A 26,589-nucleotide genomic window follows, 5' to 3' on the forward strand; every position below is an offset into this window, starting at 1 on the left:
TGTTGAAATCTTGTCCGGTCGGATGTCATGAAAGGGCCGTTCAGGACAAAAGATGTCCTGAACGGCCCTTTCATGACACTTCAGCGAGCGGCTGGCGCCGCGGGATCAGACCGCGATGTAGTTCCCCGAGAGGATGATCAGGACCTGCACGGTGATGCCGGTGCCGTAGTAGTCGTCGGCCTGCGGCGACCAGGACGTGACGCGGGTCCACAGCTTGTCCAGCCAGGCCTGGCTGCCCGGGTCGTTCATCGCCGCGATGGCGAACGACGCGGTGAAGCAGGGGTGCTCGCCGGACTCGCCCGAGATCTTGGAGCCCGACAGCGTGTAACCCTGGTTGATCTTGGCGGGGTCGCCGCCGGTGGCCTGCTGGATCCAGGTGTTCATCTTCCGCACCTGACCCTGCGCCGGGCTGCCCGACACGGTGACGCCGTCGACGCCGAGGCGCCACGGGTCACGGCAGGCGTTCCAGCTGAAGTGCTGCGGGTGGTCCTCCATGAAGTCCGACGGCGCGGGCTTCGGCGTGGCGTTGGTGCCGACGACGAAGTCCGGGATGAGGCCGGTCTTCGGCGCGTACTTCTCCTGCAGCTGCGTGACGGCCTTCTCCTGCCGGGCCCGCACCTGCCCCCAGAACGAGTCCCCAGTGGCCTTTTCGAACGCGCGAAGGTGCCCCGGCATCCAGTCCGAGGAGCGCGAGCTGTTGATGTACTTGCCGCTGTCGGCCCAGTCCGCCAGCCGCATGAACTTGGTGTCGGGGTTGACCTCGCTGCGCTTGATCGCCTTGATGATCCGCAGCGCCTCGGCCTTGTAGTTGACCGAGCCCCCGCTTCCCCAGACCTTGTCGGCGATGAGCAGGCCGTAGGCGATCTCGAGGTCGCCGTCGGTCGCCGAGTCACCGCCGTTGACGCTCTTGCAGTTCGGGTCCTGTTCGGCGGCGTGCAGGTCCTTGTCGATCACGGACGGGTGCGCCTTCACGAACTTGAGGATGCCGTCGAAGACGGTGCGCGCCTGCGGGTCCTTGTCGCCCATCATGGCCGCGATGGTCATGCCGTAGCCCTGACCCTCGGCGACGAAGGCGTGGTCGGCGTCCGGCGCCTTGACCGCGTAGGTGCCCGTGCCGCACTTGGTGGTCAGGAAGTTCTTCTTCCAGAAGTCGTAGTACTTGGCCAGCGCCGCGTCCTGCGCCGACTGGCTCGCCGACGGGCGCAGAACGCCCGGCAGGTAAGGCGTCCCCTGAGTGGTCGCCGCGGTGGCGGGGGCGGTCGTGGCGACCAGCCCGGCGGTCAGCACGGCCGCGGCCAGCACTGTCCGAACGGTCTTTCTCATGGCTCCTCCGGAAACGTCGTTGGTGGCGGCGGCGCGTTCCGAGAGTGACATCCGGATCGGGCAAAAACAAGAGAGTTAAGAAAGTTTCCTTACTATTACCTCAAATGACGCCTACGTGAACAGTGGCCTAGCGTTGACACCATGAAGATCGACCTGAGCGAACGCGGCGAAGCCTTCCGGGAATTCTGGACCGAACGGCATCTCGCCACCCTGACCACCGTCCGCCCGGACGGCACCCCGCACGTCGTCGCGGTCGGGGTCACGGTGGACTTCGAGGCGGGGATCGCCCGGGTGATCACCTTCCGCTCGTCCAAGAAGGCACGCCTGGTCAAGGAAGCGGGCGAAAACGGCATTCCGGTCGCCGCCTGCCAGCTCGACGGGCCCCGGTGGTCCACTTTGGAGGGACGCGCGGTACTGCGCGAAGACCCGGAGTCCGTGCGCGACGCCGAGAATCGCTACGCCGCGCGCTATCGGCAGCCCAAGCCGAACCCGGAACGGGTGGTCATCGAGATCACCGTGACGCGGGTGCTCGGCAACGCCTGACAGCCCCGCGTCTCGCGACACCGCCGACAAGTCCGCGAAGACCCTTCGCGGGCTTCAAGATGAGCCGTGCCGCCCATGGGCGGCACGATCCCGACTCGGATTGTCCACAGAGGACATTCCACGGCGATCGAATGTCCGGTTCATGCCTGCATGCACAGTTCCGCGTGGGGTCGTGAGTGGCAAAGAAGGTTAGAACGACCATTACCACTCACGACCGTCGCGCAATACTGCACAAAGTGCTCAAATCGGGCACCTTAACCGGCGAGCACCAGCCGCGTGTACTCGTCCAGGATCTCGCCGAGATCGGTGAACCCACCCGCCGAGGCCACCTGCTGATAACCCACCAGCATCGCCAGCCCGAGCGAGGTCACGACCTCCGCGCGACGCCGATCGGGGATCAGCTCGGCCACCACCCTCCCGACCGTCTTGACCCGGGCGTCGTCGACGCGTTTCTGCGCCACGCGAACGGTTTCGTCGTTCGCCGCCCAGGCGCGGATGGCCGCCTCCGAGCGATGGCGGAGTCCGCGCGTCAGGCTCATCAGCGCGGCGAAATCCGCCTCGGGGCCACCGGAACCGAAGTCCAGTTCCCGCAGGATCCGCACCTGCCGCTGCGCCCAGAAGTCGAGCAAGGCGCCCACGAATCCGGGCCAGCCGCCGAAATGGTGGTAGAAGGATCCGCTGGTGACGCCGAGGCGTCTGCCGAGCGCGCCGACGTTGAGCCCGGCGAACCCGGACTCCGCGAGGATCTCCAGCGCCGCGTCGAAGTACTGCTCGCGGCTGACGGTCGACGGCATCAGACCGCGCGCTCCCGTCCCTCCCAGTACGGGCGCCGCAACGTGCGTTTGAGGATCTTGCCGGTCGCGTTGCGCGGCAACGCCTCCACGAGCTCGACCGTCCGCGGGCATTTGTAATGCGCCAAGCGTTCCCGGCAGTACTCGACGAGTTCGTCGGCGTCGACGCGCTCTCCCGGAGCCGGGGCGACGACGGCCTTGACCTGCTCGCCCCAGCGATCGTCGGGGATCCCGATCACGGCGACCTCGCCGACCGCGGGATGTTCGGCGATGACCCGCTCCACCTCGGGCGAGTAGACGTTCTCGCCACCGGTGATGATCATGTCCTTCACGCGGTCTTCGATGAAGACGAAACCTCCGTCGTCGACCCTGCCGACGTCACCGCTGCGGACCCAGCCGTCGACGATCGTCTCAGCGGTCGCCTCCGGTTTGCCCAGATAGCCCGCCATCGCCTGATCGGTGCGGAACCACAGCTCGCCGGGGGTCCCCGGCTCGGCGTCTTCCAGCGTCGCCGGGTCGACGACGCGCATCCCCACCGCGGGGAGCACCGTGCCCGCCGACGCCAGCCGCTCGGGCCGGGCGGGGTCGCGATGCGCATCCGGACCGAGCGTCGTCACCACCCCGGACAGCTCGGTCATGCCATAGACCTGCACGAACCGGGTGTCCGGCCAGCCCGCGAGTGCCTTGCGCAGCAACGGGAGCGGCATCGGCGAAGCGCCGTAGCCCAGGTACTTCAACCGCGCGAACGCGGCGACGGCCTGCTCCCCCGCCTGCATGATGCCGGCGACCACGGCGGGCACCAGGAACGCGTGCGTGACCCCTTCGGCGAGCGCGCCCAGCAGCGACCTGCCGTCGGGCTCGCGCGTCATCGTCGTCGGCCGCCCGTAGTGGAAACCGATGATCGCGTAACAACTCCCGCCGACGTGGAACAGCGGCATCGCGACCAGGTTGCGGTCGCCGTCGCCCATCGGGAACGCGGCGCCGGCGTTGCGGCTGTGCGCCAGCAGGTTCCGGTGCGTCAGGACGGCGCCCTTGGGAAAACCGGTGGTACCGCTGGTGTAGATGATCAGCGCGCCGTCGTGTTCATCGACCTCGGGTGAGACGTCGGCAGGCGTCGCCCCGGCCAGGAAGTCCTCGTACTGGTCCTCTTCTCCCCCGACGACGATCACGCGCTCGACCGACGGCAGCCGATCGCGCAGCGCCTCGACGGCGGGCAGCAGTTCCGGTCCGGCGAAGACGATCCGCGCGCCGCTGTCACCGAGGACGTACGCCAGTTCCTCGGGGGCGAGACGCCAGTTGACGACCGCGTTCGCCGCCCCGAGCGAGGACGCGCCGAAGGTCACCTCCAGGCAGGCGGGCGTGTTCTTGTCGACGAAGGCGACCCGGTCGCCTCTGCCGATTCCGGCGGCCGCGAGCGCGCCGGTGACGCGCCTCGCCCGGTCGTCGAGTTCGGCCCAGGTGAGCCGCCGCCCCGGGAACGAGAGGGCCTCCCGCTCGGGGATCGCCTTCGCCCAGTGCGCGAAAAGTTCACCGAGAAGCCGCACATCCGGACGCGCGTCATCGGGCATGCCGGACCCCTTTCGCCTGGTCAGAGCCGCCATAGAGTGCTCTATGGTGACTCGGTGACCAGCAGGCGTCAAGCCACGAACAGGCTGAGCAGTCCCTCGACCGAGCGCACGATCACCCGGGCGGCGGCGCGTTCGGCGTGCGCGGCGTCGGCCCGTTCCGCCTCGTGCCGCCAGCGGACGAGGGCGCTTTCGGCACCCGCGTGGATCTCGGCCGGATCCGCGTCGGGTTCGAGACCGAGCCGCTCGGTGGGCGCGAGTCCCTGCGCGCCGAGCAGCCGGACGGCCTCCTCGGCGCTCTCCCCGGACAACGCCGTACGGCCGCCGCGGATACCCGCGATGAGCCGCAGTTCCCGGAAGTCGTGCGCGGCCGCGGCGAAGCGTTCCACGCGGGCGGCAAGCCGGTCACCGTGCGGAAGTGGTTCCGCGGCGAGAAGGCTTTCCAAGCGCAACACCGCCGTGCGCGCCTTCAACGCTTCGGCCCGCGCGACGAAGCATCCGGCGAGCGTGTCCCTCAGGTCGCCGAGACCGCTTCGGTGCACGAGTTCCGCCGAGAGTTTGAGCCTGCTGTCGCAGCCGGTGCGGATCAAGGTGATCGCCAGCCGGACGCCGTAGAGCCCGAACCGCGACACCAGGTGTTTCCGCGACTCCGGCGAGACCCGCACCGGGAACGGATCGTCCACAAAGGAATCCACGGACAGCAGATACCGCTCCAGCTCCGGCCGGGAGATCGACGCGAGCGCGCGCAGCACCTCGAATTCGTCGTCCCGCAACGCTCGTCCCGCGTAGCCCAGCTGTCCGGCGACCGCGATGACTCCTTGGAATCCCGCGCAATCCGGGTTTTCGCGCCAGGCCCGGCGTGCCAGCTGTTTCGCGGTGAGCAAGGCGTCGATCCGGCCCGCGCCGACCTCGTCCGCCCGGCCGAGAACCAGAACCGAGTTCACCGCGGTCTGCCGCGCGAACGCCGAACCGCCCACCGACCGCGTTCCGGCGAGTTCGTCGGGTTCGAGATGGCGCACCAAACGCACCGTCGCGTCGACGTGTTCGGCGAAAGCCGGAGTGTCGAACAGATCGATCTCGCGCAGGGCCCGCGTCGGCCATTCCGCCAACGCGGAGACCAAAGTGGACTTCCCGGTTCCCGGCGTGCCGATGAAGCCGACGCGCAGCGGTTCGTCCAGCCGCTCCAGGCATTCCCGCAGCATCGCCACGGCGTGCGGGCGATCCCGGTAATGCGCGGCGGCCTCGTTCAGCAGTTCCCGGACGTCCAGAGCGGTCACGCCGACAGCTCCCGGCGCGGCGCGGCGCCGGTGCCGAGTGCCCCCGCCTTCCGGTGCAGAGCGGCCAGCCGGTCGATCTCCTTCTTGACCCGCTGAGTACGCCGGTCCCGTTCGGCGGAGCCCGCGATGATCAGTTCCCGTTGCCGCGTCAGCTCTTCCGAAAGCTGGTCGGACAGCGCGGCGAAATGGTCGCGCAGGCGCCGCTGCACCTGACGGACCTCGTCCTTGATCTCCTTGCTGAACCGGATGAACACGTCGTCCACATGGCGCTGCGCCGCGGCCTTCGCCAACGCCTGGCGGCGCTGCAACCGCATCCCGCCTTCGTCACGCACGCTCTTGGTGGCGAACGCGACACCCGCGCCGAGCGACACCGGGTTGATCAACGGCAGCCCGGCGAGACTGGTGACCAGGCCGAACATCAGCACGCCACCGTAGGAACCGCGCAAGCCGGTGAAGAGTTTCTGCCCGATCTTGAACCGCTCGATCTTGGGCGTGCCGACCTCGGGGATCGAGTCCACTCCGGACCCGGTCAGTGGCAGTTCCGGGGCGTGGCCGTAATGCGGCCCGAAGGTCGACGCCACCGCTTGCGCGATCCACTCCGACCGGTCGGACACCCAGTTGTAGTTCGTCTCGACGGCCTCGGCGAGGTTCTCTTCCAGCCAGGTCTGGAACTCCGGCCAGATCTGCACCGGGTCGCCTTCGTCGAAGGTGCGGTCGACATGCCGCACGATCACCCGGGTCCGCTCGCGCAGATCGTATTCGGCGTCGGAGATCAGGTCGGTGATCTCGTCGGACAACATGTTCTGCCAGCGGACGTTCTGCCGCCGCAGTTCCTCGGTGCGCCGTTGTGCCTGGTGCAGCAGGGTGACCTGGTCGACGCCGTTGTCCTGCGAGACCGCGTTCAGCCGGGTTTGCAAGGTCTCGACCAGTTCGACCGCCGCCGCGCGCACACTCACCGCGACGGCGAGCGCGCGGGTGCGTTCGATCGGGCGCGCGGCCTGTTCTCCCACCCAGGTCAGGAGTTCCGGGAAGCCCGACCGTCCGTTGAGGGCCGCGTCACCGGCCTTCGCGGCGGCTTGCCGCACCGTCGCGGACACGGGGAAGACATCGGCGACGACACCGGTCTCCGACAGCGCGGCGCGATTGCGGGCGGCGAGTTCCCGCCAGTCCGGGCTCACGTCGATCTTGGTCAGCGCCAGCACCAAGGCGGGGCACCAGGTCCGGATGTGCCTGGCCAGCGCGAGTTCGGCGGGCTGGAGTTCCTGTGTCGCGTCGGAGACGAGGATCACCGCGTGCGCGTCGGCGAGGACGTCGAGTGTGGCCGCCGTGCGCGGGGACCGGGGATCCCCGATCGCCGGGGTGTCCACGAGCACCAGGCCGGTGCCGAGGAGTTCGCGCGGCAGGCCGACTTCGACCCGGCGCAGCGACCCGGGCGGCCGGACCTCGAGTTCCTTGGCGAGGTCGCCGACCGGCACGTTCTCCCGCGCGTGCCCGACCAGGATGGCGGCGGGGTCGGCGGCGTACCCGATCTCCGTGGGAACGGCGGGCGTACTCGCGTCCCCGACGGCGCAGACCGGCGCGTTCAGCAGCGCGTTGAGCAGGTAACTCTTGCCCTGCTTGGGAAAACCGACCACCGCGATCCGGGTGCCCGGCGCCCGTTGGTCTCGTCTACGCCGGAGCCGTTCGGCCAGGTCGGCGCGGCCGTGGGCGGCACAGGCGTCCAAGGTCTCGTTGAGCACGTCGAGCCAGGCGGGGGCTGTCACGGGGATGCAGTGTTCCCTTAACCAAGCGCGGAATCAATGTGGCATGGGCCAACATGCCGTGCGGGCCCCGCGACCTGCGGCGGTCGCGGGGCCCTGGCACAGAGCTGAAAAATGTTCGGATCAGCCGATGTGGATGTCGTTGTTCGAGGCGATGTCGCCGGCCCCGAGGTTGATGTCGCCCACGTGGCCGATGTTGTTGGCCACACCGGAGACGACGTCGTGCACGTCGTTGACGCCCGCGTGGTTCGCGACATCGTTCACGACGTTGTCGGTGACGTCGGTCGCGACGTTGTCGGTCACGTCGCTCGCGACGTTGCCGTTGCCGATGTCGTGCGCCTTGCCCGCGATGTCGTGCACCTTGGTGGTGACGTCCGCGACGCCCGTCGTCTGACCGATGACGCTGGTCAGGTCGCCGACCGTGGACAGGAAGTTCGGGGCGTCGCCCGCGACACCGTCGGCGCGCGGCAGGTCGCTGGTCAGGTCGCCGACGGCCGGGACCGAGTCGACGGCGGGCAGACCGGCGGCGTCCACGGCCGGGACGCTGTGGGCCAGGTCGGTCGCGCTGTCGACGGCGCCGTTGGCGAGGTCGCCGGCCTGGCCGACGGAAGCGGCGTCGAGGCCACGCGAAAGGTCGTCGGTCAGGCCGAAGCTGCCGACGGTGTTCTGCGCGAGGGCGGTCACGCCGGCGGCGGCGTTCGACACGTCGGTCACGTCGGAGACGGCCGGGACGGCGGACAGGCCCGGGACGTCGACCGGCAGGTCGCCCACGGCGGGCACGGCCGGGACGGCGGGCAGGTCGCCCAGCTCCGGCAGGCCGCCGAGCTCCGGAAGACCCGGCACGGACGGGAGACCGGCCTCGGGCAGGCCCGGCAGGGAGCCGGCACCGGGGACCGCGACCGGCAGACCGGCGGTCAGCGCGGTGAGCTGGTCGATCGCGCCCTGGACGCCGTCGGCGCACTCGCCGTCGGTGCCGTTGACGGCGTTCGTGACGCCGCCGAAGCCGGCCAGGTTGTCGGCGGTCGCGGCGGTGGTTCCGGTGAGGTCGGTGGCGGTGCCGACCGGGACGAAGTCGAGCACCAGCGGGACGACCTCGTGCACGTCGGCGGCGTTGATGTCACCGAGGCCGGCGTCGGCCAGCACCTGCTGCGGGTCGTTGGCGAACGCCGCGCGGGCCGCGGTGTCGTTCAGCAGGTTCAGCGTGAAGTCGTGCAGGGTCTGGACGGAACCCATGAAAGGACTCTCCTGGGGGTCTAGGTCGGTGGGGCGCGCCCAGCGGCCGGAGGGCACGGCTGAGCGCAGGTCACCGAAGCTAGTGAGCCGGTACCCGTGGGCACATCGGGGATCACTCCTGGTCGTCGCTCACTCAGCCAATAGGGGATCGGTATGACATCGTTAGGGCGTTAGGGGCTTAACCGAGACGCACTCGGTTGGGTTTAATGCCAACCCTCACCCGGATGGGTCAAGCCGTTCAGGTGAGTGGCCCTATTTGGTCCTTAGGGGCTGGTCAAGCGAAGGAGGATGCTCGTTGCCCTACGTCCTCGGCATCGATATCGCCTCGACCCGCACCACCGCCGCCACCTGCGTGAACTCCGGCGACGGCTGGAGCGTGCCCGAGCCGTCGTGGCTCGGCGCGCGCGGCCCGGCGGCGGCGTCGGCGGTGTTCCTCGACGACGACGGCTACCTGCTCACCGGGGACGCCGCGGTCGAGGCGGGCCGGTCCGCGCCCGCCCGTCTGCTCACCGGGTTCCACGAACGGGTCGGCGACGACGTTCCCGTGATCGTCGGTGGCGAGCGGTTCCCCGCCGAATCCCTCAGCGCGGTCCTCGTCGACGCGGCGGTGGATCAAGCGGCCGAACGCTTCGGTGAGAAACCGCACCACATCGTGCTCACGCATCCCGTCGGCTGGGGTTCGTTCCGCCGCGACCTGCTGCGCCGGGCGCTGGCGGAAGCCGGATTCCCCCGTGCCGCACTGGTGGCGTCGCCCGTCGCCGCACTGCACGCGTACCTCGCCCCGCACGGCGACGTCACCGCCGGTGTCTGCGAATTCGGCCCGGACGGCGCGGTCGTCACGATCGCCGCCGCCACCGCCGTCAACGGCTGGCAACCCGTCAAAACGCTGGAAGGTGTCGACCCCGCCGAAGCCGTCGGCAAGGTCTTCGAACTCGCGCACGGCGCCGGGGTCCCGCCCCAGGCGCTGGCGGGCATCGTGCTTTGCGGCGAGGCACCGCCGGTTCCCGGCCGGACACGGTGCCCCGTCTTCGCGTCGAGCGACCCGGTGCTGACGGTGGCGACCGGTGCCGCCAACATCGCCGCGCGACGTGACCTTCCTCAACCCGGCGGCGCGGGATCGCACGCCGTCGCGACCGTCGAAACCACCCTGCTCCCCCGGGTCGACACCCCCGAAGAGCTCACCGAGCGGCCCGAACGGCCGCCGGTGGACATCACCCCGTTCCCCTTGCCAGAACGCACCGGGGCGGCGAAACTGCTCAGCCGGCGCAAGCCCCTCGTCGCCGGCGCCGCGGTCGTGGTGCTGGCCGCGACCACCCTGCTGCTCACCCTGACCACTCGAGAAGCCACCGCCGACAAGGGTCCCGAAGCCCCTCCCACCACTTCGAGCTCGTGCGCGCCGCCCACCCCCGGTGCCACCGATTCCCCCGAAGGTCGCTGTTGAACGCACTGCTCGACCAGCCCGGCATCATCCAGCCGGGTGCCCGGCGCCTGCTCGACGAGGTGACCACCGCCCCGGAAGTCCCGGTGCGGGTCACCGTCGTCGCCCCCGGCGGGTACGGCAAGACCCATCTGCTCGGCCTGCTCGGACGTCGCTACGCCGACGTCGGTGTCGAGGCACTGCTGATCGACGACGCCGACCAGCTCGACGACGACGAGCTCGCGAAGATCAAGGCACGGACGGAGGAAACGACGGCGCCCGTGGTGCTGGCCTTCCGGACGGCGCGCACGAAGGCGTTGCGCACGCTCGCCGATTCCTTCGGCAGATCGGTGTCTTTGGGCGCTTTCGGCGTCGACGACGTCCGGAAGCTCGTCGAGCACTCCGGCGGCGACGCGGCCACCGCGGCCGAAGTCCACCTCAAAACCGGTGGTGTGCCGGGACTCGTCGTGCGCGCGGTCACCGGGCGGCTCGCGGACTTCCGCGGCGAACTGGAGCAGCTGGACGACGACGTGCACCGCTTCCTGATCGCGGCGGAGGCGGGCGCGGGCCGGAATCTCGATCTCCTCGCCGCGCTCCTGAACCGCGATCGCGAAGGTCTCCCCGAGGTCTTCGACAGTGCCAGGGCGACCGGTCTCCTCGGCGAGGACGACGTCCTGCTGCCGATCGCGGCCGAAGCCATCCGGACCTGGGGTTCGCCGGGACGACGGCTGACGGTGCTGCAGCGGCTCGTGGAACTCCAGTTGCGGGACGGGCTTCCGGTGCTGGACCTCGCGAAGTCGTTGCTGGGAACGGGAAGTTCGGGCGCGAGCGCAGCTACGGCCTTCGAAGCCGCCGCCCGCGAGGCGATGCCCGACGACACGAAACTCGCGGCGCGGTTCTACGAGGCCGCGTCCGAGGCCGGTGGGCGCGGCGCGGCGCTCACCGTCGGCTGGGCGCATGCCGCGGCGCTGGCTGGTGACCTCGACACCGCGTTGCGGCTCGGCGACGGCATGCTCGGCAGCACTTCGGACACGGACGCCCGGGCCGCGGGCGCCGAAGTGGCCGCGACCGTGCTGGCGCATCGCGGCGAACTGGCGCACAGCGCGGAGCTGTACCAATGGTCCGGGCGGGCCGCGTCGAAGGCATTCGCCGCGATCGCGTTGCTGGGCACCGGAAAACTCGAAGCCGCCCGGGGTGTGCTGGAAACTCCCGAAGTCCCGACATTGTTCGCCGGTGCCGCCTCGCGGATGGCGCGGGCGATCACCGATTCGGTGTCGGGTTGCGGCGCCGAAACCCTGTCCGCCTTGCTGGGCGCGGCTTCGATGCTGGAATCGACGGGCGCGCCCGCTCCGCTGCCGGACAGCCCGGCGGCCCTGGCGGCGTTGGTGGGCCTGCATTCCGGCGAACTCGCGCTGGCCGAGTCGGTGTTGAGCCGCGCGGCGAACGGCCGGATCGGCGGCGACCTGCTCGCGAAGCGGCACCGGCTGCTGCTCGGCTGGGTCGCGATGACCGCGGGCGACCTCAAGACGGCAGCCGAAGCCCTGATGCCACCGGACGGTCTCGAAGCGCGCGACGAACTCTTCGCCGCCACTCTGCAGCTGGGCCTGGCACGGCGGGCGAGCGATCTTCCCGGCCTGCAACGTTCTTGGGACCGGGCGTATCAGGCTTCGATGCGCCAGCAGCCGGACCTGTATTCGCTGCTGCCGCTGGGAGAACTCGCGATCGCGGCCGCACGGGGCGGCGCGAGCGCCAAACTGGCCGGGCAGCTGGAGCGGGCACACGCCGTGCTCGACGCGCTCGGCAACCCTCCACTGTGGACGGCCACCCTGCGCTGGCACGAACTGCACGCCGCCATCACCGTCGAAGACCACACGTCGGCGGGCGAACATCTGGCCGCGTTGAACGACTTCGCGTCCTGCGGCCGCTATCCCGCCGCCCTCGCCGCCGCCGCGTCCGGCTGGCTCGCGGTCCTGACCGGCAGCTTCGATCCGGAATCGATCACCGCGTCCGCGTCGGAACTGCACGAACTGGGGCTCTGCTGGGACGCGTCCCGGCTGGCCGGGCAGGCGGCGATCCGGACCTCCGACCGGAAGGCGATGGTCCAGCTGCTCGAAGCGGCCCGGCAGTTCCAAGGCCGGGCACCGGAACCCGTCGCGGCCACCGGGCTGAACGCCTTGAGCGAACGGGAGCTGGAAGTCGCCCGTCTCGTCGTCGGCGGGCTGACGTACAAGCAGGCCGGAAGCGAACTGTTCATCTCGGGTAAGACCGTGGAACACCACATGGCACGGATCCGGGGCAAACTCGGGGCCGGGGACCGGCGGGAACTGCTGGCGATGTTGCGGGAGTTGCTCGCGGCGGGCGAGGGTTGAGTAGTTGAACGCCTTCTATCACTTGTGCTTCGTCGTTCGAGATATCGGACAGGCGACCGAGGACCTCACCCGCACCCTCGGCGTGACCTGGAGCCCGGTCCGTGCGGGCACCCTCGGGGATTGGGACTACGAAATCGTGTTCTCGACCGGTGGGCCGCCGTTCTTCGAGGTGATCCAAGGACCCGCCGGAAGTCCGTGGGACGCGACCGACGGGTCCCGCTTCGACCACATCGGCTACTGGTCCAAGGACGTCGTGACGGACAAACAGCGCCTGGCGGATCGAGGCGCGCCGATCGAGTTCGACTCCTGCCCCTACGGTCGGTCCTTCACCTACCACCGGCTCGACAGCATCGGAGCGCGGATCGAACTGGTCGATCTCGCGGTGCAGCCGGGATTTCGCGACACCTGGGCCCAGGATGTGGCGACGATGCCGCCGCTCGACTTCGACGACCCGGCCGCCGGTCCTTGAGCGGACCGGGGAATCACGGCGTCGATCCGAGCTCGACCCTCCGGTTGCGCCGACGTGCCGTTAGCGTCGACCGGCTCCGCCTCGCCGCGCCCGGACGCGTGCAACCGACCAGTCCTCCGCGAGGACCACAGCGACCACGGCCTGCGGCTCGGACCTCGGCCGCATGGTCGCCGAATCGAAGTCAAACAGCAGGTCTCCGGTCGGCACGAGGGGCGGCGCCTGCTTGAACACTTCGAGCGCAACGGGCGCTGCATCCGTGTCGAGGACTACGTCTACCTCGACGCACCGGCGATGGCCGCGCCAGTGCGAGACTTGGCGGCAACTTGACGACGCGAAGGAGCTCGCTGTGGCCTCTGATGCCCTTGAACGACCGGTACCGGCGGCAAGCGGGCCGGGACAGCCGATCCTCGATCTGCTGGACAAGGCCATCGGCTTGCAGACACCGCTGGTGCGCAAGAACATCGCACGGGCCCGTCAGCGCAACCCAGATGCGACGCCCGCAGAAGTCGTGCGCACACTGGAACGGATGTACGTCAGCGCCTTGGCAGGCACTGGAGCCGCAGTCGGGGCCACCGCGGCCGCACCCGCCGTCGGCACCGGGGTCGCATTGGCCTTGTCGGCGGGTGAGGCATTTTCTTCGCTTGAACTGAGCACTTTGTTCGTGCTTTCGGTCGCCGAGGTCCACGGCGTTCAGCTGGACGAGATCGAACGCCGTCGGACACTGGTCATGGGGATTCTCCTCGGACATTCAGGTTCCACGACCATTGTCGGCAAGGCCGCCGAGCGCACCGGCCAGCACTGGGCCCGCCAGCTCGTCAGCAAGGTGCCTACGGCGACGCTCCGCCAGATCAACAAGGTCCTGGGCAAGAACTTCATCACCAAGTACGGCACCAAGCAGGGCATCATCGTGCTCGGCAGGGTGGCTCCATTCGGCATCGGCGCGGTGATCGGCGGCGGCGCCAACGCCACCCTCGCCTCCCTGGCGGTCCGAGCCGCCCGACGCGCGTTCGGGCCCGCGCCACAGTCTTGGCCCGATACAGAGCTGGATCCCGCGCCTTCCGACTCAACCACCGGCGCACTCTGATGGTGACCGACTTTCCGCCGGACGTGGAGGCGCACTACCGGCGTCTGGCAGTCCAACGGCACTGGCCGCACGAGACTGAAGCCGCCTTCCGGGCAAGCGTCGCGAGGTATCGGGCGTTGGACGAGGGCGCTGGGCTTCGCCAGTACTACGAGTACGTGGACCATGAAGGCCTGGTCGACGAAGGCGCTCGCTGGCTGTGGGAAGCGGTTGTGGTCGAGCACGAGATAGTGGCCATCAAACAAATCGAATTGGACTCGTCAGGGGCCGTTCGCCGCTACTGGTGGCGGAATATCGAGGATGAAGCCGGCGGACTCACCGATCAAGCACTCGACCCCGGCCTCACAGCTGTTTCCCGTTCTACGTTCTATGCACTCTGGGAAAGCACCACCGACAAGTGAGGCTCAGGCGTTGCGGTGTCGAGCAACGAGGTCGCGGTTGCGTCGTCTGCCGTCGCCCCCGTTCGCCTGGCTCATGACAGTTCCCTTCACGTGCGCTCAGAGCCGGTGACCGGTGGCCGCTTCCCACCATTCGGCGTGCCAAGCCTCCTGTTCCGCGACGGTCACGATCTGGTCGAGTTCCGCATCGGCCAGCGTATCGACGAGGTCCGCTTCCGAAGTCTTTTCGCCAGTGCGCATGACATAGATCTGCATCCCGCCGCCCATGTCCCTGCACATCCCGCTCGGGTAGGTGTCGCGGCGGGCGCCTTGAACGGCGATGGCCCAACCCCCGGGTTCCAGCTGACGACGCAGCCGGGCCAGCGCCTCGAACATGTCCATGGCGGTGGCCGTAAACCGGTCAACGCCCAGGAACAGCTCGATCCGATAGAGCGGCCTTGGCCCGTCGTAACCGTCCAGCCAGCCCCGCAGCCGCGCTCGTCGCCCTTCACCGGCACGCGCCACCAATACTTCTCGGTCTTCCAGCAGCCTCGGGTAGTCGCTCACCTTCCCATTCAATCAGCCGCGCCGGCGATCGCGCCTCAGCCGGAACTAACAGCCATGACTGGCCCGTTCACTCTCCGCGTAAATTCGATCACGCTCTCGCCACCATTCGAACGTAAGTTCGAGTATGATCATGGACATGACCACAACTCTCGCTTATAACCCGAAAGCCGCTCGCTTTCTTGACGCCGCGTTCGACGAAGAGCTTTCGCTTCGGCGGACGCAGGGACGTCAGGTACGAGCGTTAGCCGACTTCGCCGCTCGCGGTGGATCACGAAGATCCGTGACCGAGGAGGTCGCCTTGCGCTTCTCGGTCACCCGCAATCACGCGTTCCTGCTCGTCGAGACTTCCTGCGCCCTCGTCGCCCGCCTGCCGAACACGCTGGCGGCGTTGGAGCGTGGCGATATCGACCTGTACAAGGCTTCCAAGGTCATGCAGCTGACCAGAGAGGTGTCGGACGAAGTCGCGGCACAGGTCGACGCCTGGCTGACCAAACGCCTCGCCGACCGTGATCCCGGAGCGATCCGGGGTTCGGTGAGACATGCCGTGCAGAAATTCGATCCCGACGGCTATCGCGAACGAGCGGCCAAGAAACGCGCCTTGCGGCATATCTCGTTGGAACACGACGACGAGACCATGTCCACACTCTCAGGCCACCTTCCCACGGAAGTCGCCAGTTCCATCTACGCCTCGATGAGCCGCGCAGCGCGCTCCCGGCGGAACAAGGACAAATCCCGGACGCTCGACCAGCATCGCGCCGACATCTTCGCCGAACGGCTACTGGCCGAGAACGGCCGGGGCAAGCCGCGAGCCCACATCCATGTCTATGTCGACTTCTTGACACTCGTCGGCGCGCGCGACGATCCCGCGACGCTGGCCGGGTACGGCCCCATCCCCGACTGGCTGGTCCGCGAGATCGCCTCAGACCCCGGGTCCACCTGGTCCCGGCTGATCACCGACTCCGCCACGGGCCAACTGCTCGAGGCGGGCGGCGACAAGTACCGATCACCGGCGTCCTTGGCCCGCTTGATCAAGGCGAGGGATCGCGAGTGCACACAGCCAGGCTGCCATCTTCCGGCCGAGGCCTCCGAGATCGACCACATCATCGCGCGGGCTCGCAACGGGAAGACCAATCACCACAACTGTCATATCCACTGCAAGAACCACAACCTGCTCAAGGAGGAACCCGGGTGGTCGGCCGTACCCACCGGCGACGGCGGCATGATCATCACCACGCCGAGCGGCCATACCTACGAGTCAGCGCCAGAGCCGTTCCACGAACCACGCACAGGTCCCGAGGACGATGAAACTCAGACCTGAGCTCGTGTTCCCAAAGCCTTCAAGGCCGCCCTGACCACCCGACGGGAAGGATCCTCGACCATCGACCTCACCGAATCGACCGGGACGGCGTCCAGAATCCGAAGCGCCCCAACAGTTTGGGCCCGCACCCTGGCCGCGGGGTGCCTCAGCAACGGATACAACAGCTCCCCGTCCTCTTGCCGCCCCGACTCGGCAAGGCCCGCGATGGCGCCCAAGGAAGGGTTCGCGTCGGAAACGGCCGACCGGTACCAGTCGACAGCGTCGACGCCCGTACGCCGGGCAGCATCTCGCGCGAGCGCACGGATCAGTGAGGAACGGTCGTCCAGCAGACCGACGATTTCATTCCAGTGGCCGAGGCGAGCGAGTCCGGTCAGCGCGCTGATCCGTACCTCGCCGTACCGGGAGGCGGCCAGCTTGCGCAGGACGTCCACGCGACCGGTCCACACGGCCTCGCGGGCGGCGGCCTCAGCGGCTCGGGCGCGGATACCCTTGTCGGAATTCGTCAGGGCAAGCCGAACCATCTCGTCGAGTTTGAGATCGCCACGCCGGGTTCTGATTTCGAACGCGAACCTCGGCACCGCGGAGGTCGCCGAGCACATCAGCTGCTCGAGCACCGCCACGGGGGCGTCGTAAGCAGCCGCGTACAACTGCTGGACGCCGAAGCCCCCACGACGACGGCGCCGCAGGTGAAGCATCGTCTCGGGCGGCGGGCTGGAGATACGTCGATGGCTTGTCGTGCAGCAGCCGGACGACACCCATGCGGGCGGCGTCGCGGACCGGAGAGGCCCAATCCGTCATGCGCACCAGCAGGAACGGAAGCATCTCCGGTCGTGGGTTCGCCAGCATCTTCGTGACCGCCACCTCGCGGACTCGACCGTTGCCGTGTGAAGCGGCGATCGCCGTAGTCAACGGTCCGGCCCCACGTCCCGTGAGCGGTAGACCGACGTCGGCCAAGGCCGGCTGAGATCGGCAGTACACGTCGAGAGTCGCGACGAGCGCCGGTGTCTCGGTGATCGTCGCGAAGGCGGCCTTGATCGCGGAGTCGTCGCCGGACTTGTCGACGCGCATGAGCGCATCGATGAGTACGCCGACGCGCTGTCCCCTGCTCTCCAAAGTTTCCTGGAGTGCCTCGGCCACGGACTTGCTTCTCCCGAAGATCACCCGGCGATCTTCCCCGATCCACCGCCCACCGCGCTCATCCTTTTCGCGGGTAGACGCCCGATGACCGAACGCGTAGGAACGAGAGAATGGCTGAGGAAAGGTCCAGACGAGTTTTCCTGTCCACGTCGGCCGCGCTCTCGGCGGCCGCCCTGTCATCTGCAACTCTCGCACCGAGCGCCGGCGCCGAAGAAGCCGGCGAACGCCTCACCCCACAACGACCCGACGCCGAACTCCGAGCGATCCTCCGTGAGATAGACGAACACCGCATCGAGGCCACCGTACGCAGACTCGCGGCCTTCGGAACCCGGCACACGTTGTCCTCGCAGACCGACCCTGTCCGGGGAATCGGCGCCGCCCGCGACTGGATCCTCGCGGAGATGACGAAATCCGCGGAGCGGTCGGGCGGCCGGATGACGGTCGAGGCACAGTCGTACCTCCAGCAGCCCGCTCCGCCTCGGATCCCGGTCGCGACCACCATCACCAACGTCGTCGCCACCTTGCGCGGCTCCACCACCCCGGAACGGGTCTACGTCGTGTCCGGTCACTACGACTCGCGGTGTTCGGACCCACTCGACGCGACGAAGGACGCGCCGGGCGCCGACGACGATGCCTCCGGGGTGGCCGTCGCGATGGAGCTCGCCCGGGTGCTCGCCACTCGCCGTCCGGCCGCGACCATCGTGTTCGCCGCGGTCGCCGGTGAGGAACAGGGCCTGTTCGGCGCACGGCACATGGCCACGCTGTTCAAGACGGCAGGAACGAACGTGCAGGCGATGTTCACCAACGACATCGTCGGTTCCAGCCGGGCGGACGACGGGACGCGGGATCCGCGCACGATCCGATTGTTCGCCGAGGGCGTGCCGACGTCGGAAACCCCGGCGCAGGCCGACATCCGGCGCGCGGTCGGCGGGGAGAACGATTCGCCCTCCCGTCAGCTGGCGCGGTTCGTACGCTCGGTCGCGGACAACGAAGCGACCGGCATGACCGTACGGGTGATCCACCGGCGCGACCGCTACCTCCGCGGCGGCGACCACATCCCGTTCCTGGAGCAGGGGTATCCCGCCGCGCGGTTCACCGAACCGCACGAGGACTACGCCCATCAGCACCAGGACGTCCGCGTGGAGAACGGCAAGCGGTTCGGCGATCTGCCCGAGTTCTGCGACTTCCCGTTCATCGCCAGGGTCGCGCGGGTGAACGCCGCGACGATGTGGTCGCTGGCGACCGCGCCCGGTACCCCCGAAGACGTCCGGATCCGGACGAACCGGCTGACGAACGAGACGGATCTGGTGTGGCGGCGCGGAACGGACCCGGACCTCGCCGGCTACGAGGTCGTCTGGAGGGAGACGACGGCGCCCGACTGGACGCACGTGGTCACGGTCGGCGACACGACCGAGGCTAAAGTGGATCTGTCGAAGGACAACGTGTTCTTCGGCGTCCGCGCGGTCGGAAAGAACGGCCACCGCGGTCCGGTTGCGTTTCCGACGCCCTTGAGTTGAGGGTTGCCGAGTTGAAGACGCTGAGTTGAGGTCGCTGAGCTGATGCCACGATGACAGTCACCCCCGGCGACCTCGACGCCGCGATCGCGAGCGTGGTCGGTGAACTAAGCCAGGCGTCGGGCCGTGACTGGTCGACGGCGTCGGGCACCGGCGACCTGAACGCCTGGCGCACGGCCGAACACCTCGGCGACTGCCTGATCTCCTATGCGGGCCTGCTGATCGCGCGGCCGTCGACACCACGTTTCGTCTGCTTCGAATCCGTCGCCGACCAGGCCGCGACTCCGTCGGAGATGCTGGAGTTCGTCACGGTCGCCGGCGGCATCCTGGGCGCCACGCTCCGCACGGTGGCCCCGGACGTCCGCGCGTACCACCCGAGCGGCCGTGCCGACCTCGAAGGTTTCGCCGGGATGGGCTGCGTCGAAGTCCTGGTCCACGGCGAGGACATGGCCAGGGGGCTCGACGTCAGTCTCGACCCGCCGCGCGACGTCTGCTCGCGCGTGCTCGCGCGGATGTTCCCGGATGTCGACGTCACCGGCGTCGATCCCTGGACGGCGTTGCTGTGGGCGACGGACCGGACGGAGCTACCGGGACGGCCGTCGCGCGCCGGGTGGCAATGGCGAGGCACCCCGCTCGACGATCCACCGTTCAACGGGGCCTGAAGGCCACCACGACGGACTCGTCGACCGGCTCGGATTACCTCGACCGACGATGGCAGCGACCCGCGGGCGTTCGCCGGGTCGAGATCGACCAGCGTGACCTCCGCCTGGGAAAACGCCCGATAATGATAATCGATACCATCAAGTGAGCAGCGCGTCACGGTCCACCTCCAGGTAGTAAGCGAGGTACGGCCGATCGGCGCAACTTGGCCCTTGACGCGTTTGCCCCGCCGGAGCGCGGGAACTTTTCCGGCATGTCCAGATGGCGAACCACCAGTAGGAGCAACACCGCCGTGCGCGTCATCACCGGCATCGGCGCGCTGTTCGCTTTCATCGAACTGCTGTACATGGTGATGGTGCTCGCGGGTGCCAACGCGGGCAACGGTTTCTTCATCTTCATCCAGGCACTGGCCAGGCCGCTGGCGTTGTTCTGGCCGGGTCTCTTCCCGGTGAGTGACCCGAATCTCGCGGTCATCCTCGACTACGGTCTGGCCGCGGCGTTCTGGGTGATCCTGGCGGGCGTCATCGCCCGTTTCGCGGCCCGCTGACCCCCTGCGGCGGCAATCGGCGTCCCGTTCGGCGACACTGGACGGATGAGCGACGGCAGATGGTTCGACCTGAACCCGCTTCCCGAGCTGTTCGGCCTGGCCGCCGCCGGGCGGGCGCTGTTGCCGAACGTGCCCGTGACCCCGGCCGCGATCCTGAAGACCGTGACCGAGCAGCTGGTCGGGCGCAGGCTGACGGCCAAGGTGGACGGGCACGACGTCGGTCTCACCCTCACTGGGCTCGACTACCAGACCGACAGCCTCAGCCTGGCCGCCACCGGCCGGGTCGGCGACGTCCGCATCGTCGTCGAGGACGTCGACTGGCCGGAAACCCCGCTCGAACGCATCACCGTGCTGGCGTCGAACGTGCGTCTTCGTTCACTCCCCTCCCCGGCCGCCATCCCCGAACAGGTGAAGATGGCGATCCGGGTATCGCCGGAAGTCCTCCAGGTCCGTGTGGCCGAGGTCCGGCCGGGCATCATCGTGACCCCCGGCGACGACGGGCATTTCCACATCCGCTGGGAAAAGCGGCCCCGCTGGGGACACCTCGCCCTGGAGTCCACTGTGGAGCACGACGCCGTCGTCCTCCGGCCGATGTCCGTCCACATCGGACGCCGCCGATTCGGCCCACCGTCCCGGCTCAAACCGATCGTTCTGCCGCTACCCGAACTCCCGCAAGGGATCCGCCTCACCGCCGTCGAGGCGCACGACGGTCACCTGGTGCTGCACGCGCTGGCCGAGGAATGGCCGGAGAAGCTGTCCACCATCCCGCTCGGTGACCTGCTGGGCTGGGTGACGACGGCCGTGACCACGTTGACCCTGCCGAGACTCGGCGGACGGTGACCGGCGATGGCCCTCGCCACGGCGACGAGGGCCATCATCGGATCAGCTGTGCAGCGCGCCCTGCGCGACGCGCACCGCGGGCGCGGCGGGCTTCGCGGCGGACGCGGCGGCGGTATCCGCCTCCGCGAGGGCGGACGACCGTACGAGACCGGTCTTCGTGCCGCACGCCTTCTTCTTCTCGGCCGACGTCATCTTCTTGCCGACGGTCCTGGTCTGGCCCACGACACCGGGCGCCGGGCCCTCACCGCTGAAGTTCCAGACGTACCACTGGTGGTGGCCCCATCGGCGCTTGTCGTACCACATGTCGTACGAGCCGTAGCCCACACGCATCACCGGAGAGCGGTCCAGGCCTGCCCAGTAGCCCGGATTCACCTCGATCCGGGTCTCGACGTTCTCGCTGGTCTCCCAGCCCCACTCCTGGCCCCACGTGCGCTTGTAGGCGACCGTCCACTGGACGAGGAACTCGAAGCCCGCGCTCACGCTGATCTCGTTCGACACCGTGTTCTTCCCGCTGCGGGTGTCCCGCTTGCCGATCACCTGGGTGATCTTGTTGGCACTGCAGTTGAAGACCGTGTCCACCCGGTTCCACTCGCCGTAGAAGTCCTGGCCGCGCTGGTCGACGTGGGCGTTGCAGGACTTGGTGGCGCGGCCGCAGTCCTTGAGCAGTTCGGCGCGGGACGGCCCGCGCGAGTACACGACGGAGCTGCCGAGGTCGTTCATGTTCGACCCGTAGTTGGCGCTGTCGTTGGCGTACCACTCCTGGGTGGCGCCCTGGTATTCGGCGTGCTCGTACATCGTGATGTAGCAGTTGTAGAAGGTCTGGAACGAGGAGACCTTGTCGTTCATCGAGCCGAGGAAGCCGATGGTCTGGTTCGTCCCCTCGACGCACGGCGATCCGGTGACGGCGACACTCGCGCCGCCGAAGTTCCCGTGTTCGTAGAGCACGCTGATCACTGTCGCGGACGCGCCGACCTCGCCCGCCGACGCCGCGGCGAGGGACTCGCCCACGCTGTCGAAGCACCGGAAAGCACCGGTGATCGTGTCGGCGACGCAGTGCTCGTCACGTTCCGCGGCGTTCGCCGGGACGACGCAGGCGAGACACATCGCCACAGCGGCCAGGAAGGCCGCCCCGAGTCTGTACTTGTGCACGTCTGAACTCCCTGGGGAAGACGGAATACCGACCATGATCGGATCGGCGTCACGAGTCCACCACGGGGAAACCGGCTTGCCCATGCAGAACGACCGGCAGACTGTTTTTCGCTTGCCACTGAACGGGACCGCTAGGCCGATTCGCCGCGCTCGCGCAGATATCGCGTGTGATCGGCCTGTTGATGGACGTCACCGGCGTAGAAGCGTTCCGCTATCCGGTGCGCTTCGGTCTCCAGCAGCTCCAGCTGCGCGAGGAGCTCTTCGGCCGGCCGTTTGGCGGCGAACCACCACGGCAGATTCAGATACGTCTCCACCGAAAGCGGCAGATCCGTTCGCGCCAACCGGGTGACGGCGTGCTGGACGTCCGGGTTCGCCGCCCACCGCTCCGGCCGCGCGAGCAGGTCTTCGAGCACCTCCGCGATCCGCCGCACACCGTCCACAGAGGACTCGGGCATCCGCTGCGCCCGTTCGGTCACCTTGCCCACCAGCGATTCGAGGTCCGCCCGCAGCTGCCCGGCCTCGGCGACGGCGTCCACCGAGACGAGCCGGACCTTCTCGGGCGGCGCGAGCAGGGCGAACACCGCGTACAGCCCCGCGACGACCAGCGGCCACAACCCGCCGACGACGCCGGTCAGGTACAGCGCCAGCCCGATCAGCCCGCCGACGCAGCCGGCGAGGTTCTTCGTGGAGCCGAGGTAACCGATCACTGGTACCCGCGGATTTCCTGGAACACCTTGGGCAGCACGTCGCCTCGGGCGTCGAACACGTTGCCACCCGTGCGTTTCGCGACCTCGCCGAGCTCGGCGGAGTCGCCTTCGCCGAAGATCACGGTGAACACCGGGATCTGCCGCATCGCCTCCGGCAACGACGGGAACCTCAGCTGGAAATCGGAGAACTTGGCGCCGTTCGCGTTCTGTCCGTCGGTCATCAGCACGATCGAGTTGAAGCGATCGGGGTCCCGCGCGACCAAAGGTCCCATGATGTCGTACGCGCGCTGAAGGCTGTCGTAAATCGCCGTGCCACCGTTCGCGTCGAGGCCCTCGGCGAAGCGCTTGATCTTGTCCAACGCGGGTTGTGGATCGCCTTCCGGGACGGTGAACGTCTCCGGGCTGCCGGGCACGGTGTCGAACGGCAGCATCGTGACCTCCTCACGGCTGCGGAACCGGCGGTACCGCCCGGTCAGCGAACCGTCGGCGCCGGTCAGCCCGATCAGTGCGGCGCGCAGCGACTCGATCCGGTCGCCCGACATGGAACCGGAGGTGTCAAGCACGTACAGCGTCCGCGACGGCCGCCGGATCTTGTCGAAGTAGGCGCCCAGCAACGCGTCGACCGCTTGCTGCGTCGCGGGGAACGGCAGCTCGACGAGATCCTTTCGCGCGAACTGCTGCCCCAGCTGGACCCCCGGCACGACCGGACGGCGCTGCGTGGTCTCCATGATCTTGCGCTGGGTGTCCGGCGTTCGCAGCCGCTCGGCGAGCTTGCGGTGCGCGTCCCGCGCGTCGGAATTCGCGCTCTGCAACAAAGTCAGCGGATAGTCCGCGGTCACGACACCATCGGAGGGATACACCAGCGTCAGCGGTTCGGGCAGTTTCCCGCTCGCGTTCATCGACAGCAGGACGGACTCGTAGTTGATCAGGCCGTCGACCTTCTTGCCGGGATCCTGGCCGCTCGCCCGTCGTTGGTAGGCCTCGGAAAGCCAGCCCGACGAGCCCGCGGACATCGCCTGCGCGCTGAAGAACTCGGTCAGTTTCGGGGTGACTGTAGCGATCTGCTGAGCGTCGATCGCGTTGCCCGCCCCCGCGAGCGCCGACGCCACCCCGACGAGCGCCGAGAAACCGGAGTTCGACGCGGACGGATCCGTCATGCCGTAGGTGAAGGCCTTCTTCCCGGCCTGTTCGGCGATCTCGCCCCAGCCCACCGGGCGCCCGGCCCAGCCGAGCCGTTGCGCCGCCGACGCGGACAGCCCGAGCACCACCGGCGAGCTCATGATCTTCACCTGCTCGCCCAGCCGTTTCGCGGCCTCCGGAACCGCCGCCGGATACCGGTTCGACGAGAACCAGACGGCGTCGTACTGGCCGTCCACCTTGCCGTTCGCGAGCGACTCGGTGCCTTCCAGCGTCCCGGTGAACTGGAACTTGACCTTGACGCCGGTCGCCGCCGCCTCCTGTTCCAGCAGCGGCCGCAGGTCGGCCAGTTCGCTGCCCGCGAGCACCCGCAAGGTGCCTGCTTCGGCCTCCCCCAGCCCCGTCCCGCCTTCGCTCGAATCGCAGGAAACCAATGACAGCGCGCAGATCGCCGCCACCGTGAGTACCGCCCAGCGTTTCACGATGCCCCCTCGGCCGCCGCCGTCTCGTGAGACCGGCGCAGATGGTCTTCGGCCCGCCGGATCTCCCCCGACAGCGCCTCCACGGTCGCCGCCATCGTCGAGACGGCCCCCGCCTTGAACTCGTCGATCGCGTCGATGCTCCGGTAGATCCGCTCGAACGACTCGCGGATCGTCGCCACCGCCACCGCCGGATCGCTGCCCGCGCGCTGGATCTCGGCGCTGCGCAGTTCCAGCATTTCGGCGTTGGCCCTGATCAACCCGTCGGTGGTCGCCTGCACGGCCTGGATCTCGTCGAGGACGTCGCGTTGCCCGGCGAGCGCCCCGCTCACCACCAGCGCGACCCGCAGCGCCGCGACCGTGGTCGACACCGCCCGTTCGATCCCGCGGATCAGCTCGTCGTTGTTGCGCCGCACCAGATCCAGCGCGAGATAACCCTGCGCGCTGACGGCGAGCTGGGTCAGCAGATCCTGATGTCGCTGCCGGATCGGATGCAGCGCGTCCGCCCGCAAGGCCTTGGCCCGCGCGGGGTCGGTGAAGTCGAAGATCCCGGCTTGGCGGTCGACGGCCGTATCGACGGCTTCGGCGAACGCGGCCGCTTCCGACAGCTTGCCGAGCGTCGCCCACAGGCGTTCTCGTTCACCCTTGAGCGCGGCGTTGTCCCGTCGCAGATGGTCTTGCCGCGCACGCAGGTCGAGTACGAGCGCGTTCACCGGCTCGTTGGCCGCGCGGTAGCGGTCCAGAGCCTTCTTCGCGCTGCCCGCGACCGGAATCAGCCCCATCAGCTTGCGGCCGGTGATCGGCAGTTTCGCCGGATCGATCTCCGCCACGGCCCGCCGGAGCCCGGCCAGGCTCACCGTCGCCTGGTGTTGCGGCGACCCGATTTCCGTGAGCGCCCGCGTCGACCGGTCCAGCAGCGCGCCGGCGACGGTCGCCGCCGCGCGCATGTCGGACTCGCCGACCGCGAGCAGTTCGTCCAGGACGCGCGTGAAATCCGGCGAGCGGACGTCGAGCGCTTCGAGGCGCCGGGCGAACCCCTCCGCGCGCTTCGCGATCTCGGCGTGGACCTCCGGCGCGAGGGTGACCAGGCCGGCCGCGCGCTCGGCCGGGATCGCCTCCACCGGTTCGGGTGGAGTGAGCGTGAAATCGTCCATCAGTACTGCTTCTTCACCGCGTCGAGCAGACGCTCCAGCGTTTCGTACGACGGCGGCTCGACGGCGTCCACCAGATCCGCGGGCACCGGCGCCTTGGCCACGGCGACGACGTCGGCGAACAGGCGCGGATCCCCGGTACGGAAACCGAACGTCGCGGCGAGTTTCCCCAGCTCCGGGTCGGTCGCGAGCAGCCTGCCGACCTGGTCGCCGTTCGGTTTCAGCGGCACGAGCGTGTGCTTGGAGTACACCGTCGGCGCGGTGTAGAGCAGCCGCATGTCCGGCCGGATCGACCCGTCGGCGCGCACCAGCCGGTCGACGAACTGCGATTCGTAGATCAGCGCCATCGGGGTCTTGCCCATCCCCGCCGCGAGGTAGTCCTCGAACGGGCCTTCGGTGCTGTTCTGCGTGTACCCCTGGTCGATGAACAGCTTCGACACCGCGGGCAGCACCTTCGCCTCGGCTTCCGGCGTGCTGACGACGTTGTTCCCGTTGGCGACGAACGAGACGATCGACAGGTACATCGCCGCCGAGTTCGATTCGCGCGGGTCCGTGGTCGTGACCAGCACGTTCTTGCGCGCGGGGAACGCGGTGTTGCCGGGAAGCTGGTCCCAGCGCGTGCCCTTCTGCGCGGCTTCGAGGTACTTCGCGATGTCGAGCACCTGGTACTCGCCGGCGCCCTTGCGCACGATCCCGTTGGCGCTCAGGAGGTTCACGATCGGCTCGAAGGTCGCGACCGCCATCGGTGACTGGAACGGCGTGTGCACGCCGGTCACCTGGTGATCGCGCTGGATCCGCTGCGCGGCGGGCGACGAGGACGGGAACGCGAACTCGTACTTCCCGAGGTCCATGCTCGCGATCTGCCGCGAGCCCGCGGTGTCGACCTCGACCTTCAGCCCGTGCTTCGCGAACGCGTCCGCCACCCGCTTGTCGGAGAAGAAGGCGAGCTTCTCCGAACCGATGACCCCGCGCACCGTGGTCAGATCCGTGCCCTGCGCGGTGTTCTCGTCACCGTCCCGGCCCCAGACGATCACCGCGGTCACGGCCAGCAGCAGCACCACGGCCAGACCGATCGACAGACGGCGTTTCACCGGCCAACCCCCTCGTTCACAGGCTCGATCTTTCAGCCCGTACGACTCTTTTGACGCGCGGGCGAGCCATTTCGAAGTGAACGATCG

Annotated in this window: 24 protein-coding genes; 11 read left to right on the plus strand and 13 right to left on the minus strand. The window is 68.7% G+C overall.

Annotated features, from left to right (window positions below):
- Window positions 1–105: 105 nt before the first annotated feature.
- The gene (locus DMC64_RS25295) at window positions 106–1,323 is read right to left on the minus strand and encodes a glycosyl hydrolase family 8 (RefSeq protein WP_037346977.1); all 1,218 of its coding nucleotides are present in this window, start codon (window positions 1,321–1,323) and stop codon (window positions 106–108) included.
- A gap of 141 nt (window positions 1,324–1,464) precedes the next feature.
- Here DMC64_RS25295 and DMC64_RS25300 point away from each other — a divergent pair, with 141 nt between their 5' ends.
- A complete protein-coding gene (locus DMC64_RS25300; protein ID WP_125735555.1) occupies window positions 1,465–1,866 on the plus strand; it encodes a PPOX class F420-dependent oxidoreductase in 402 nt (133 codons plus the stop codon).
- A 254-nt stretch (window positions 1,867–2,120) separates the two neighbouring features.
- Here DMC64_RS25300 and DMC64_RS25305 read toward each other — a convergent pair whose 3' ends face one another.
- The 5 genes from DMC64_RS25305 to DMC64_RS25325 all read right to left on the minus strand — a co-directional run bounded on the left by DMC64_RS25305 (window position 2,121) and on the right by DMC64_RS25325 (window position 8,492).
- A complete protein-coding gene (locus DMC64_RS25305; protein WP_125735556.1) occupies window positions 2,121–2,660 on the minus strand; it encodes a TetR/AcrR family transcriptional regulator in 540 nt (179 codons plus the stop codon).
- Entirely contained in the window at window positions 2,660–4,225 is a 1,566-nt protein-coding gene (locus DMC64_RS25310; protein WP_125735557.1) for a long-chain-fatty-acid--CoA ligase, read from the minus strand. The genes DMC64_RS25305 and DMC64_RS25310 overlap by 1 nt, the downstream gene beginning before the upstream one ends.
- 68 nt (window positions 4,226–4,293) lie before the next feature.
- On the minus strand, window positions 4,294–5,499 hold the full coding sequence (locus DMC64_RS25315; protein WP_125735558.1) for a GTPase: 1,206 nt from the start codon (window positions 5,497–5,499) through the stop codon (window positions 4,294–4,296).
- The gene (locus DMC64_RS25320; protein WP_125735559.1) at window positions 5,496–7,262 is read right to left on the minus strand and encodes a dynamin family protein; all 1,767 of its coding nucleotides are present in this window, start codon (window positions 7,260–7,262) and stop codon (window positions 5,496–5,498) included. The genes DMC64_RS25315 and DMC64_RS25320 overlap by 4 nt, the downstream gene beginning before the upstream one ends.
- A 120-nt stretch (window positions 7,263–7,382) precedes the next feature.
- Entirely contained in the window at window positions 7,383–8,492 is a 1,110-nt protein-coding gene (locus DMC64_RS25325; protein WP_125735560.1) for an IniB N-terminal domain-containing protein, read from the minus strand.
- 295 nt (window positions 8,493–8,787) lie between these two features.
- On the opposite strand from DMC64_RS25325, the gene DMC64_RS25330 reads away from it, so the two are divergent.
- From DMC64_RS25330 to DMC64_RS25350, 5 genes are all read left to right on the plus strand, one after another.
- Window positions 8,788–9,933 (plus strand): molecular chaperone DnaK, encoded by a 1,146-nt coding sequence (locus DMC64_RS25330; protein ID WP_125735561.1) that lies wholly within the window; start codon window positions 8,788–8,790, stop codon window positions 9,931–9,933.
- Window positions 9,930–12,278, plus strand: coding sequence for a helix-turn-helix transcriptional regulator (locus DMC64_RS25335; RefSeq protein WP_125735562.1), 2,349 nt, complete (start codon window positions 9,930–9,932; stop codon window positions 12,276–12,278). The genes DMC64_RS25330 and DMC64_RS25335 overlap by 4 nt, the downstream gene beginning before the upstream one ends.
- A 4-nt stretch (window positions 12,279–12,282) precedes the next feature.
- Window positions 12,283–12,747 carry a VOC family protein gene (locus tag DMC64_RS25340; protein ID WP_125735563.1) on the plus strand — a complete coding sequence of 155 codons (465 nt, stop codon included), beginning with the start codon at window positions 12,283–12,285 and terminating at the stop codon, window positions 12,745–12,747.
- A 346-nt stretch (window positions 12,748–13,093) separates the two neighbouring features.
- Window positions 13,094–13,831 carry a hypothetical protein gene (locus tag DMC64_RS25345; protein WP_125735564.1) on the plus strand — a complete coding sequence of 246 codons (738 nt, stop codon included), beginning with the start codon at window positions 13,094–13,096 and terminating at the stop codon, window positions 13,829–13,831.
- A gap of 2 nt (window positions 13,832–13,833) precedes the next feature.
- Complete coding sequence (locus DMC64_RS25350; RefSeq protein ID WP_199755089.1) at window positions 13,834–14,229, plus strand: hypothetical protein; 396 nt, start codon at window positions 13,834–13,836, stop codon at window positions 14,227–14,229.
- A gap of 96 nt (window positions 14,230–14,325) precedes the next feature.
- Here DMC64_RS25350 and DMC64_RS25355 read toward each other — a convergent pair whose 3' ends face one another.
- Entirely contained in the window at window positions 14,326–14,772 is a 447-nt protein-coding gene (locus DMC64_RS25355; RefSeq protein WP_125735565.1) for a hypothetical protein, read from the minus strand.
- A gap of 136 nt (window positions 14,773–14,908) precedes the next feature.
- Between DMC64_RS25355 and DMC64_RS25360 the strand changes: the two genes are divergently transcribed.
- Complete coding sequence (locus DMC64_RS25360; RefSeq protein ID WP_073848005.1) at window positions 14,909–16,090, plus strand: HNH endonuclease signature motif containing protein; 1,182 nt, start codon at window positions 14,909–14,911, stop codon at window positions 16,088–16,090.
- Here the strand turns inward: DMC64_RS25360 and DMC64_RS25365 are convergent.
- Entirely contained in the window at window positions 16,081–16,710 is a 630-nt protein-coding gene (locus tag DMC64_RS25365) for a HEAT repeat domain-containing protein (protein WP_125735566.1), read from the minus strand. The two genes, DMC64_RS25360 and DMC64_RS25365, sit on opposite strands and share 10 nt — an antisense overlap.
- A 627-nt stretch (window positions 16,711–17,337) precedes the next feature.
- Here DMC64_RS25365 and DMC64_RS25370 point away from each other — a divergent pair.
- From DMC64_RS25370 to DMC64_RS25385, 4 genes are all read left to right on the plus strand, one after another.
- The gene (locus DMC64_RS25370; protein ID WP_125735567.1) at window positions 17,338–18,744 is read left to right on the plus strand and encodes a M20/M25/M40 family metallo-hydrolase; all 1,407 of its coding nucleotides are present in this window, start codon (window positions 17,338–17,340) and stop codon (window positions 18,742–18,744) included.
- Window positions 18,745–18,794: 50 nt separating this feature from the next.
- Complete coding sequence (locus tag DMC64_RS25375; RefSeq protein WP_125735568.1) at window positions 18,795–19,403, plus strand: hypothetical protein; 609 nt, start codon at window positions 18,795–18,797, stop codon at window positions 19,401–19,403.
- Window positions 19,404–19,693: 290 nt separating this feature from the next.
- Window positions 19,694–19,948 (plus strand): hypothetical protein, encoded by a 255-nt coding sequence (locus tag DMC64_RS25380; RefSeq protein WP_016331969.1) that lies wholly within the window; start codon window positions 19,694–19,696, stop codon window positions 19,946–19,948.
- 45 nt (window positions 19,949–19,993) lie between these two features.
- Window positions 19,994–20,788, plus strand: coding sequence for an LmeA family phospholipid-binding protein (locus DMC64_RS25385; RefSeq protein ID WP_125735569.1), 795 nt, complete (start codon window positions 19,994–19,996; stop codon window positions 20,786–20,788).
- Window positions 20,789–20,830: 42 nt separating this feature from the next.
- On the opposite strand, the gene DMC64_RS25390 is transcribed toward DMC64_RS25385, so the two are convergent.
- From DMC64_RS25390 to DMC64_RS25410, 5 genes are all read right to left on the minus strand, one after another.
- A complete protein-coding gene (locus DMC64_RS25390) occupies window positions 20,831–21,937 on the minus strand; it encodes a hypothetical protein (protein WP_125735570.1) in 1,107 nt (368 codons plus the stop codon).
- A gap of 131 nt (window positions 21,938–22,068) precedes the next feature.
- Window positions 22,069–22,644 carry a hypothetical protein gene (locus tag DMC64_RS25395; RefSeq protein WP_037346521.1) on the minus strand — a complete coding sequence of 192 codons (576 nt, stop codon included), beginning with the start codon at window positions 22,642–22,644 and terminating at the stop codon, window positions 22,069–22,071.
- Complete coding sequence (locus DMC64_RS25400; RefSeq protein WP_125735571.1) at window positions 22,641–24,263, minus strand: VWA domain-containing protein; 1,623 nt, start codon at window positions 24,261–24,263, stop codon at window positions 22,641–22,643. Before DMC64_RS25400 ends, DMC64_RS25395 begins: the two co-directional genes overlap by 4 nt.
- Window positions 24,260–25,414 (minus strand): toxic anion resistance protein, encoded by a 1,155-nt coding sequence (locus DMC64_RS25405; RefSeq protein WP_125735572.1) that lies wholly within the window; start codon window positions 25,412–25,414, stop codon window positions 24,260–24,262. The genes DMC64_RS25400 and DMC64_RS25405 overlap by 4 nt, the downstream gene beginning before the upstream one ends.
- Window positions 25,414–26,502 carry a hypothetical protein gene (locus DMC64_RS25410; protein WP_125735573.1) on the minus strand — a complete coding sequence of 363 codons (1,089 nt, stop codon included), beginning with the start codon at window positions 26,500–26,502 and terminating at the stop codon, window positions 25,414–25,416. Before DMC64_RS25410 ends, DMC64_RS25405 begins: the two co-directional genes overlap by 1 nt.
- Window positions 26,503–26,589: the final 87 nt, after the last annotated feature.

Origin of the sequence: Amycolatopsis sp. WAC 04197, assembly GCF_003947475.1 — a bacterium.
GTDB classification, from domain to species: domain Bacteria; phylum Actinomycetota; class Actinomycetes; order Mycobacteriales; family Pseudonocardiaceae; genus Amycolatopsis; species Amycolatopsis japonica.